The sequence below is a fragment of the Candidatus Aquicultor secundus genome, assembly GCF_002791875.1.
Lineage (GTDB): Bacteria > Actinomycetota > Aquicultoria > Aquicultorales > Aquicultoraceae > Aquicultor_A > Aquicultor_A secundus.
Window position 1 is genome coordinate 5,099 of the sequence record NZ_PFNG01000061.1, and the last position, 9,011, is coordinate 14,109.

19 protein-coding genes are annotated in these 9,011 nt (G+C 50.4%); all 19 read right to left on the reverse strand.

Features of this window, described 5'->3' with window-relative positions:
• The coding region (gene rplR / locus COY37_RS02425; RefSeq protein WP_286975874.1) for a 50S ribosomal protein L18 at window positions 1–315 on the reverse strand (315 nt) is incomplete at its 3' end.
• Between the two features lie 114 nt (window positions 316–429).
• The gene (gene rplF / locus COY37_RS02430; protein ID WP_286678513.1) at window positions 430–966 is read right to left on the reverse strand and encodes a 50S ribosomal protein L6; all 537 of its coding nucleotides are present in this window, start codon (window positions 964–966) and stop codon (window positions 430–432) included.
• 127 nt (window positions 967–1,093) lie between these two features.
• Complete coding sequence (rpsH, locus tag COY37_RS02435) at window positions 1,094–1,492, reverse strand: 30S ribosomal protein S8 (RefSeq protein WP_286678514.1); 399 nt, start codon at window positions 1,490–1,492, stop codon at window positions 1,094–1,096.
• A gap of 122 nt (window positions 1,493–1,614) precedes the next feature.
• On the reverse strand, window positions 1,615–1,800 hold the full coding sequence (locus tag COY37_RS02440) for a type Z 30S ribosomal protein S14 (protein WP_286678515.1): 186 nt from the start codon (window positions 1,798–1,800) through the stop codon (window positions 1,615–1,617).
• Between the two features lie 19 nt (window positions 1,801–1,819).
• The gene (gene rplE, locus COY37_RS02445; protein ID WP_286678529.1) at window positions 1,820–2,365 is read right to left on the reverse strand and encodes a 50S ribosomal protein L5; all 546 of its coding nucleotides are present in this window, start codon (window positions 2,363–2,365) and stop codon (window positions 1,820–1,822) included.
• Window positions 2,366–2,650: 285 nt separating this feature from the next.
• Window positions 2,651–2,977 (reverse strand): 50S ribosomal protein L24, encoded by a 327-nt coding sequence (gene rplX / locus COY37_RS02450; RefSeq protein WP_286678516.1) that lies wholly within the window; start codon window positions 2,975–2,977, stop codon window positions 2,651–2,653.
• A 14-nt stretch (window positions 2,978–2,991) separates the two neighbouring features.
• The gene (rplN, locus tag COY37_RS02455; protein WP_286678517.1) at window positions 2,992–3,360 is read right to left on the reverse strand and encodes a 50S ribosomal protein L14; all 369 of its coding nucleotides are present in this window, start codon (window positions 3,358–3,360) and stop codon (window positions 2,992–2,994) included.
• Between the two features lie 37 nt (window positions 3,361–3,397).
• On the reverse strand, window positions 3,398–3,655 hold the full coding sequence (rpsQ, locus tag COY37_RS02460; protein ID WP_286678518.1) for a 30S ribosomal protein S17: 258 nt from the start codon (window positions 3,653–3,655) through the stop codon (window positions 3,398–3,400).
• Window positions 3,656–3,698: 43 nt separating this feature from the next.
• A complete protein-coding gene (rpmC, locus tag COY37_RS02465) occupies window positions 3,699–3,908 on the reverse strand; it encodes a 50S ribosomal protein L29 (RefSeq protein WP_286678519.1) in 210 nt (69 codons plus the stop codon).
• Window positions 3,909–3,910: 2 nt separating this feature from the next.
• Window positions 3,911–4,333: a 50S ribosomal protein L16 gene (gene rplP / locus COY37_RS02470; protein WP_286678520.1), complete on the reverse strand. Its 423-nt coding sequence runs from the start codon at window positions 4,331–4,333 to the stop codon at window positions 3,911–3,913.
• A gap of 6 nt (window positions 4,334–4,339) precedes the next feature.
• Window positions 4,340–5,068, reverse strand: coding sequence for a 30S ribosomal protein S3 (gene rpsC / locus COY37_RS02475; RefSeq protein WP_286678521.1), 729 nt, complete (start codon window positions 5,066–5,068; stop codon window positions 4,340–4,342).
• Window positions 5,069–5,434 carry a 50S ribosomal protein L22 gene (gene rplV / locus COY37_RS02480; RefSeq protein ID WP_286678522.1) on the reverse strand — a complete coding sequence of 122 codons (366 nt, stop codon included), beginning with the start codon at window positions 5,432–5,434 and terminating at the stop codon, window positions 5,069–5,071. It lies immediately after the preceding gene.
• Between the two features lie 114 nt (window positions 5,435–5,548).
• Window positions 5,549–5,830, reverse strand: coding sequence for a 30S ribosomal protein S19 (rpsS, locus tag COY37_RS02485; RefSeq protein ID WP_286678523.1), 282 nt, complete (start codon window positions 5,828–5,830; stop codon window positions 5,549–5,551).
• Between the two features lie 77 nt (window positions 5,831–5,907).
• Window positions 5,908–6,732: a 50S ribosomal protein L2 gene (gene rplB, locus COY37_RS02490; protein ID WP_286678524.1), complete on the reverse strand. Its 825-nt coding sequence runs from the start codon at window positions 6,730–6,732 to the stop codon at window positions 5,908–5,910.
• A gap of 166 nt (window positions 6,733–6,898) precedes the next feature.
• Complete coding sequence (gene rplW, locus COY37_RS02495) at window positions 6,899–7,186, reverse strand: 50S ribosomal protein L23 (protein WP_286678525.1); 288 nt, start codon at window positions 7,184–7,186, stop codon at window positions 6,899–6,901.
• Window positions 7,183–7,806 carry a 50S ribosomal protein L4 gene (rplD, locus tag COY37_RS02500; protein ID WP_286678526.1) on the reverse strand — a complete coding sequence of 208 codons (624 nt, stop codon included), beginning with the start codon at window positions 7,804–7,806 and terminating at the stop codon, window positions 7,183–7,185. The genes rplW and rplD overlap by 4 nt, the downstream gene beginning before the upstream one ends.
• 11 nt (window positions 7,807–7,817) lie before the next feature.
• On the reverse strand, window positions 7,818–8,447 hold the full coding sequence (rplC, locus tag COY37_RS02505; RefSeq protein ID WP_286678527.1) for a 50S ribosomal protein L3: 630 nt from the start codon (window positions 8,445–8,447) through the stop codon (window positions 7,818–7,820).
• Window positions 8,448–8,597: 150 nt separating this feature from the next.
• Window positions 8,598–8,906, reverse strand: a complete 309-nt coding sequence (gene rpsJ, locus COY37_RS02510) for a 30S ribosomal protein S10 (RefSeq protein ID WP_286678528.1) — start codon at window positions 8,904–8,906, stop codon at window positions 8,598–8,600.
• Between the two features lie 17 nt (window positions 8,907–8,923).
• The coding region (locus COY37_RS02515; protein WP_286975886.1) for an EF-Tu C-terminal domain-related protein at window positions 8,924–9,011 on the reverse strand (88 nt) is incomplete at its 5' end.

Consider the following 9,011-nt stretch of genomic DNA (forward strand, 5'->3'; position numbering starts at 1 on the left):
ATGGTATATAAACCCGCCTCTGTCAAAAACTACCTCACCGAGCTTCTTCTCTAACGCCCTTTTAGCTACCAGAGCACCGACCTGTTTGGCCGCCTCGATATTCCCGCCCGATCCGATTTTTGGTTTGATTTCGGAGTCAAGGCTCGATGCGCTGACCAGCGTTGTACCTTTAACATCATCGATGAGCTGGGCATATATGTGATTGGTGCTTCGAAAAACAGACAGGCGGGGTTTCCCGGCTGTGCCGGATACTTTTTTACGCACCCTGCGGTGTCTTCTTAATCGAGCTATCCTTTCTTCCGCTGTTTTACCCATTATCTTCCTCCAAGACTTGCGTCTTATAAGACGCTTCTCATTAACTTTCTAGCAGCTATTGCCACCCCGATAGGGTTTAAACCCTGGTCCCTAAACCCTGGCCTCCGGACCCTATTACTTCGCGGTCTTTCCGACTTTTCTTCTGATATGTTCGCCTTCGTATTTGATCCCTTTGCCCTTGTAGGGTTCCGGTGGGCGAACGCTGCGGATGTTGGCCGCAATCTCGCCGACAACCTGCTTGTTGGCGCCTTTGACGATTATCCTGTTGGGCGCCGGGACTTCAAACTCGATGCCTCCCAGCTGTTTAATCGTGACAGGATGCGAAAAGCCCATGGCAAGCTCGAGGTCGTTGCCCTTTTTCATGGCCCTGTACCCTACACCTACGATCTCCAGGGTCTTTGAAAAACCGTCGCTTACCCCAACTACCATATTGGATACAAGCGTTCTTACCAACCCGTGAAGGGACCGGTGTAGCTTGCTGTCTGACAGTCTTTGGACCATTATTTGATTATCTTCTTGCGTAACCTTAATGCCGTACGGGATCTTCTCAGATAACTGGCCTTTAGGTCCTTTAACGATAACCTCTGTCGGCTCTATGGTAACCTGTACACCCGAAGGCAGATTGATCGGCATTTTACCAATTCTTGACACTTTAACCTCCCCAATCAGATACCAGAAATCAGATCGACGCTAACGCGCCTTCAGAAATCAGAATATTTTTTACTTTCAATCCAGACCTTCGTAATCTGATCTCTTGTTTCTGGTCTCTTGTTTCTGACTACCATACGTATGCAAGAACTTCTCCGCCAAGGCCGGCTTTTTTGGCTTCGTTGCCCGTCATAAGACCCTTAGAGGTCGATACAACCGCTATGCCGAGCCCGCCCAGTACACGCGGAATCTCATCCTTCTTTGCGTAAATCCTTAGACCCGGTTTACTGATCCTTTTAATACCGGTAATTGAGCGCTCATGATCCGGTCCGTAGTTCATCTTGATCCTGATTACGTTAAAACCATTCTCCTGAACTATCCGATAATCTCTTATATAACCTTCACTCTTCAGTACCCTTGCGACCTCTTCTTTTATTCGTGAAGCAGGGACATCGACCGTCTCATGAGAGGCCCTGTTTGCATTCCGGACGCGGGTCAGCATATCTGCAATAGGGTCTGTCATTGTCATAATGCTTCCTCCTTATCAAACCGCCGGTTCTCTCGCCCCGGGTATCGGCCGCTTCTTACGCAGCCGCCAATTACCTAAGATGCTCCGCCGGCAGCTCTAAACTAAACACTACCTACTACTCTTTACCAACTAGCTTTTGTTACGCCCGGTATTTCGCCCCGGTGTGCGAGTTCCCTTAAACAAATACGACATAGACCGAACTTGCGGAAGTATCCCCGCGGCCTACCGCACCTGGAACAGCGGTGGTACGCACGCGTTGCGTATTTGGGTTTACGCTGTTGCTTTGCGATCATCGATTTCTTAGCCAATTGAACCCTCCATTTATATCTATTTCTCTTTAAACGGGAAGCCGAACCGCTTGAGCAGATCGCGGCCTTCCTCGTCTGTTTTCGCTGTTGTTACGATTGTGATATCCATACCACGAATCTTGTCGACTTTGTCGTACTCTATTTCAGGGAATATAAGCTGCTCGGTTACGCCAAACGAGTAGTTGCCGCGGCCGTCGAACGACTTCGGCGACAGCCCCCTAAAGTCCCTAATCCTTGGAAGGGCCGTGGACAGCAGCCTGTCCAGAAACTCGTACATTCTGGCTCCCCGCAGCGTAACTTTCGTGCCTATCGGCATATTCTCACGGAGTTTGAACCCCGCGATAGACTTCTTCGCCCTGCGAATAATCGGCTTTTGTCCGGTTATGATCTGTAAATCCTCAACTGCTGCATCGAGGGCTTTTGCGTTTTGAGTAGCCTCTCCTACGCCCATGTTAAGAACGATCTTCTCGACCCTCGGGACCTGCATGGTATTTTTATAACCACGGTCCTTTAACATGGCAAGCAGGATTTCCTTAAAATACCGCTCTTTAAGCCTGGGATTTATGCCGCCGTTTCCGGCCTTTGCCTTCCCGGCTTCGGCTTTCTTTTGCGTCTTTTTTGGCTCTTTTGGCTCTTTTGGCTTTTTTGGCTTTTTCGTTTCCTTAGAGCTTTTAGTTTCCTTAGCTTCTTTGGCTTTCTTGCCTTTTGCTTCTGCCATTTATACCTCTCTCCTAGTTACTGGTCACTGTTTCCAGCCTGTTGTCTCGTACGGTTCGGGCCGATTCCGACCGGCCCTAACCAGGCACGAGAAACGAGCTTCCGGTCACTAGTGCGTTATCGATCACTACCGCTACGCCTTATCGACGTCGCCTTGACAGCTCCGGCAGGTCCTGATTTTCTTACCGGTTTCTGCAACCCTGTGTCCAACTCTGGTCGGCTGTCCGCAACTCGGGCAGAGCAGCTGCACGTTGGATACGTGTATCGGGGCTTCTCTTTCCTGGATTCCTCCTTGAGGAACCCTCTGGGTCGGCCGTGCGTGGCGCTTGATCATAGCGATACCTTCCACGACAACCCTGTTTTTATCCGGTAACGCAAAGAGAACCTTGCCCTTTTTACCTTTGTCCTTGCCTGTTATGATCTGGACTCTATCGCCTTTTCTTATAGATAGTTTAGGCATCTCATTCTCTCCTTCTATAACACCTCTGGAGCCAGCGAGACGATCTTCATATAGTTACGATCTCTTAGCTCCCTGGCAACTGGACCAAAAATACGAGTTCCTCTCGGGTTTCCCTGGTCGTTGATTATAACAGCCGCGTTGTCATCAAACCTAACGTAAGAGCCATCATTACGGCCGATTGACTTTTTCGTCCTGACAACTACCGCTCTAACAACCTCGCTTTTTTTGACGGTGCCTCCGGGGATCGCTTCCTTAACAGCGGCGATAATGGTATCGCCGACTGAGGCATAGCGGCGCCTCGAGCCACCCAAGACCCTGATGCAAAGGATTTCTCGCGCTCCGGTATTATCAGCAACTCTTAGTCTTGACTCCTGTTGGATCATCCTCGATTTCCTTCCTTCTTGAACAGTCTCTCGCTCACTACTTCGCTTTTTCTAAAATCTCGACCATGCGCCATCTTTTAGTTTTACTTAGCGGCCTGGTCTCAGCAATCTGGACGGTATCGCCGGCTTTGGCCTCATTGGCCTCGTCATGCGCCTTAAACTTGGTCGTCCTCTTTATCGTCTTCTTATAGAGTGGATGCCTTTTGGTCGACTCAACAGCTACCGTAATGGTTTTGTTCATGCTGTCGCTGACAACCTTGCCAACTCTCGTCTTTCGACTTCCTCTCTCTTCCATCTAAACCCCCTTATCTAGATACTAGAATGGACCCATCTAGCCTCTAGCTACTGGCTATTTTGACTTCAATCTCGCGTTCCCTGCGCACGGTTTGAATGCGTGCGATATCTTTTTTGATCTCTTTGATCCTTTTAGGATTATCAAGCTGCCCTGTGGCTAGCTGGAACCTAAAATTAAACAGTTCCGCTTTCGCGTCTTTCATCTTTGACTCCAACTCACCGTCGGTTAAGTCTCTATATTTTTCGGCCTTCATGCCTATTCACCACCCAGCTCTTCTCGTGTGACAAACCTGCACTTGATAGGAAGTTTGTGGGTAGCCAACCTCATCGCCTCTCTGGCGGTAGGCTCGTCTACGCCGGCGAGTTCAAACATTACCCTGCCCGGCTTTACAACCGCTACCCAGTGCTCCGGCGAACCTTTACCCGAACCCATACGGGTCTCGGCGGGTTTCTCGGTTACGGGCTTGTCCGGAAATATGTTGATCCAGACTTTACCGCCCCTCTTGATGAAACGGGTCATGGCAATACGGGCCGCCTCAATCTGGCGGTTTGTTATCCAGCCCGGCTCAAGGGCCTGAAGCCCATAGTCGCCGAAATATATCTTGTTGCCGCCCTTGGCGGGGCCTTTCATTCTGCCTCTTTGCTGTTTTCTATATTTAACTCTTTTCGGTAAAAGCATGTGTTGCTACCTCCTCCTGCCTGGAGCTTCTTTTCTCGGTCTTCTTGGTCGCTCCGGCCTTGGTCGCTCCGGCCTCTCGGAAACCACTTCGTGTGATGGAACACGCTGACCGGGCAGAATATCGCCTTTGTAAATCCACACCTTAACGCCGATACGGCCAAAGGTAGTGCGCGCTTCCGTAAAACCGTAATCGATATTGGCCCTTAGCGTATGCAACGGCACGCGACCTTCACGATACCATTCGGTGCGGGCCATCTCAGCCCCGCCCAGTCGACCGGCGCATTGGACCTTAACGCCCTTGGCGCCGCTCTTCATAGCCTGGGTAACGGCCTTCTTCATCGCACGCCTGAAGCCTACACGGGCTTCAAGCTGCTCGGCAATGCTCTGCGCCACAAGGGTGGAGTCAAGCTCCGGCCTCCTTACCTCTTCAATATTGATCTGGACCTGCTTACCGGTCAGTTTTTCGAGGTCTGAGCGTAAAATCTCTACTTCCGATCCACGCTTTCCGATAACGATTCCGGGCCTTGCAGTGTGGATATCGACCTTAACACGGTCGCCCGCGCGCTCGATCTCTACCCGCGATATGGCCGCGCGCTCGAGCTTCTTCTCAAGGAATTTCCTCAGCTCTATATCCTCATGGAGGATCTTATCAAAGCCCTTGCTGGCAAACCAGCGGGAGCGCCAGTTCTCGATAATACCGATCCTTAAGCCCCGGGGATGAACTTTCTGCCCCATTTAATCCTCCTTCTCCGTAACAACTACGGTAATGTGACTGCTTCTTTTTCTAATTCTAAATGCGCGGCCCATGGCTCTCGGCCTTATCCTCTTCAAGGTCGGGCCCTGGTCCGCATATGCTTCCGATACATACAGCCTGTTGCTGCTGATGTGCAGGTTCTTCTCAGCGTTCGCAACCGCCGAGTTCAGGACCTTGATTATCAATCTAGCAGCGGCTTTCGGCGTAAACTTTAACGTTGCAACAGCATCCTCAACGTCTTTGCCGCGGATCAGGCTGATAACCTGCTGCGCCTTTAACGGTGATATCCTTACATATCTAGCAACGGCCCTTGTTGAAGCGCTTGTATTCTCTGCCGTTTTAGCCATCTTTACCTCCTAATTAGCTCAAAGCTCTTGGCCCATAGTTTCTTGCTCATAGCTCATAGCATATCCGTTCTATCAGCTATGAACTCTCGCCTATGGGCCGGATAAGCCTGCGGCCTACCGCAGCCGTGTCGACCTTTCCTGGCCGGCGTGGCCTCTAAATGTTCTTGTTGGCGCAAACTCACCGAGCTTGTGGCCAACCATACTCTCTGTGACATAGACCGGTACATGCCGACGGCCATCGTGAACCGCTATTGTATGCCCCACCATCTCAGGAAAGATGGTCGAGGCTCTCGACCAGGTCTTAACGACCCGTTTTTCGTTTCTTTTGTTCATTTCCTGGATTCTTCCAAGAAGCCTGATTTCGACATATGGTCCCTTTTTCAGCGACCTTCCCACTGTTCAGCCTCCAATCATTTAGCTGATAATTCCTTCATTCTCTATTCTGTAAGCCAATATCCTATCGCAAGCATTAGTTATCGCTTACGCGGTTTCACAATATACCTGTCAGACAGCTTTGTGCCTCTGGTACGATACCCCAATGTTGGTTTACCCCAAGGAGTTACCGGATGCCGGCCCGAGCTCGCTTTACCCTCGCCACCGCCGTGCGGGTGGTCGACCGGGTTCATTGCGGTACCGCGAACTGTCGGCCTTATACCGAGCCAACGACTGCGGCCCGCTTTACCTACGCTTATAAGCTCGTGTTCGGCGTTACCGACCTGACCTATCGATGCGTAGCACTCCATGTGCACCATGCGTACCTCGCTCGACGGAAGCCTTAAGTGAGCGTAATTACCCTCTTTTGCCATCAGTTGGGCCGATGTACCCGCTGAGCGCGCAAGCTGTCCGCCCTTACCGGGTTTAAGCTCGATGTTATGGATGATGGTGCCCAGAGGAATCCTTCTGATCGGCAGGGAGTTTCCTACCTTGATATCCGCATCCGGACCGGAAACTACGGTATCTGCGACCTTCAAGTTAAGCGGGGAGAGGATGTATCTCTTCTCACCGTCGGCATACACTATAAGAGCGATCCTTGCGGACCTGTTCGGATCGTACTCGATCGCGTCAACCCTACCCGGGATGCCGAATTTGTTGCGCTTAAAGTCGATGATGCGATAGCGCCTCTTGTGACCGCCGCCCATATGGCGCGTCGTAATGCGGCCGTAGTTGTTGCGACCGGACTTCTTATTGAGCGGAGCCAACAGGCTCTTCTCCGGCTCTTTTTTCGTGATTTCTTTGAAATCAGAGACCGTCTGAAATCTTCGCCCGGCCGATGTGGGTTTAAATTTCTTAATTCCCATGTGTTTCTTCTCCTTCGTTTGGGACTAGCAACTAAAACTGCGCTCTTACGCCTACCTTTACTAGTCCCCCGACATTTATCGCCTGTCAGTTGGCATATTTTTTCGAATTACGAATTACGAATTAATGGTTTGGTCTAAGCTCTTATCATTCGTATTTCGAAATTCCTTACCGGGCTTCAAATACTTCGATGCGCTCGCCCTCGCGCAGCGTCGCGATCGCCTTTTTCCAGCTGCGGGTCTTACCCGAGGTATACCCCTGGCGCTTACGCTTCCCACGCATCGATATCGTATTAACTGCGATTACATGAACCTTAAAGATGTCTTCGATCGCTTTTTTAATCTCTTCTTTTCTCACGCCCTGAGCCACTTCGAACGTGTACTTACCGTGATCGATCTGCGCGTAGCTCTTCTCGGAGATTACAGGACGGATGATAACGTCTCTAGAATCTTTCATTTGGCCAGACCCTCCTCTACTGCATTAAGTGCGGCGCGGGTCATAACCAGGTACTCGTTGTCGAGCAGGTCGTATGCATTAAGCTCGGTGCTGTAGATAACCTTAACGTTATCGATATTACGAACCGATCTGACCGCCGTATCTTGATTCTCGCCAACCACTACCGTTGTCTTGGTCGTGGCTTCGAGATTCTTAAGAATCTGTACCGCTTCCTTTGTCTTCGGCTCAGCAAGACCGAAGTCATCCAATACAATCAAACGTCCCTCTTTGGCTTTTGCCGAAAGAATCGATTTTAACGCCAAACGGCGCATCTTTTTCGGGACATTAAAGGAATAGTCTCGTGGCGTGGGGCCGAAAACGGTACCGCCGCCGACCCAATGAGGTGCGCGGATACTTCCGATACGGGCCCGCCCTGTCCCTTTCTGCCGCCAGGGCTTCTTGCCTCCGCCTCTTACTTCAGCCCTTGTCTTTGTCTTTGCCGTTCCCCTCCTGGCTGCGGCAAGCTGTGCCTTAACAACCTGGTGAACTACGGCCTCATTTGGCTCAACCTCAAAGACTGCAGGACTAACGCTGATTTCCTCTATGGTTTTACCCTCTCTATTGCGGACTGGTATCTTCACCGTTACTCCTTTTACTTTGCCTTACTAGTTTCTTTAACCATAATCAGACCGCCCTTGCCGCCAGGGACAGCCCCTTTAAGCAGGATAATGTTCTGCTCGGGATCGACTTTTACAATCTCTAAATTCATAGCGGTAACCCTATCGGTCCCCATGTGGCCCGCCATGCGCCTTCCCTTGTGAACACGGGAAGGTGTTGCCGCCATACCTATTGAGCCGGGTGCCCTGTGAAAGTGAGAACCATGGCCGCTCGGTCCTCCGCTAAAGCCATGTCTCTTCATTACTCCCTGAAAACCCTTGCCCTTCGAAACGCCGACAACATCGGCCCTCTCGCCGGCCGCGAATACCTCGGCGGTCAATGTATCGCCCGGTTTAAACTCTCCCAGGTCTTCGACTCTGATCTCCGCTAGATAACGCTTTGGTGCGATTTTCGCCTTGGCGAAATGGCCTTTTATCGGCTTGGTTACCTTTCGCTCTTCAATATCCTCATATCCGATTTGGATTGCTGAGTAGCCGTCATTTTCTTTTGTTTTCACCTGGGTGATAACGCATGGGCCGACTTCTACGACCGTTACCGGAACCAACCGGTCATCGTCCGTAAATATTTGCGTCATGCCAAGCTTTTTTCCTAGTAATGCCTTCATCTTCTACCTCGCACTAATAACACTATTAATTGCCCGAATAAATGTCCACTCGTGCTACCAAAACTTTTTACTCACGCTTTTAGTACCTTAGCGGTCAACACATAAATAATAAGAGCTATATATGATGGTAACCACTAACTACTAACCGCTCTAGAGTTTAATTTCGATGTCGACACCAGCCGGAAGGTCGAGTCTCATAAGAGAATCAACAGTCTTCGGTGTCGGGTCCAATATATCAATCAGTCTTTTGTGGGTCCTCATCTGAAAGTGCTCGCGCGAATCCTTATTCACATGCGGGGACCTTATTACCGTATACAGGCTCCGTTCCGTTGGTAGGGGAATCGGCCCCGCAACTCTGGCACCTGTTCTCTGCGCTGTATCTACAATTTTTTTCGCCGACTGATCGACAACCTCGTGATCGTAAGCTTTAAGCCTAATACGAATTTTCTGTGTTGCCATACTTCCTCCACACTATTTTATTTAATAATGCTCGTAATCCTACCCGCTCCAACTGTTCTGCCGCCTTCACGAATTGCAAAGCGAAGGCCTTCCTCCATAGCGATG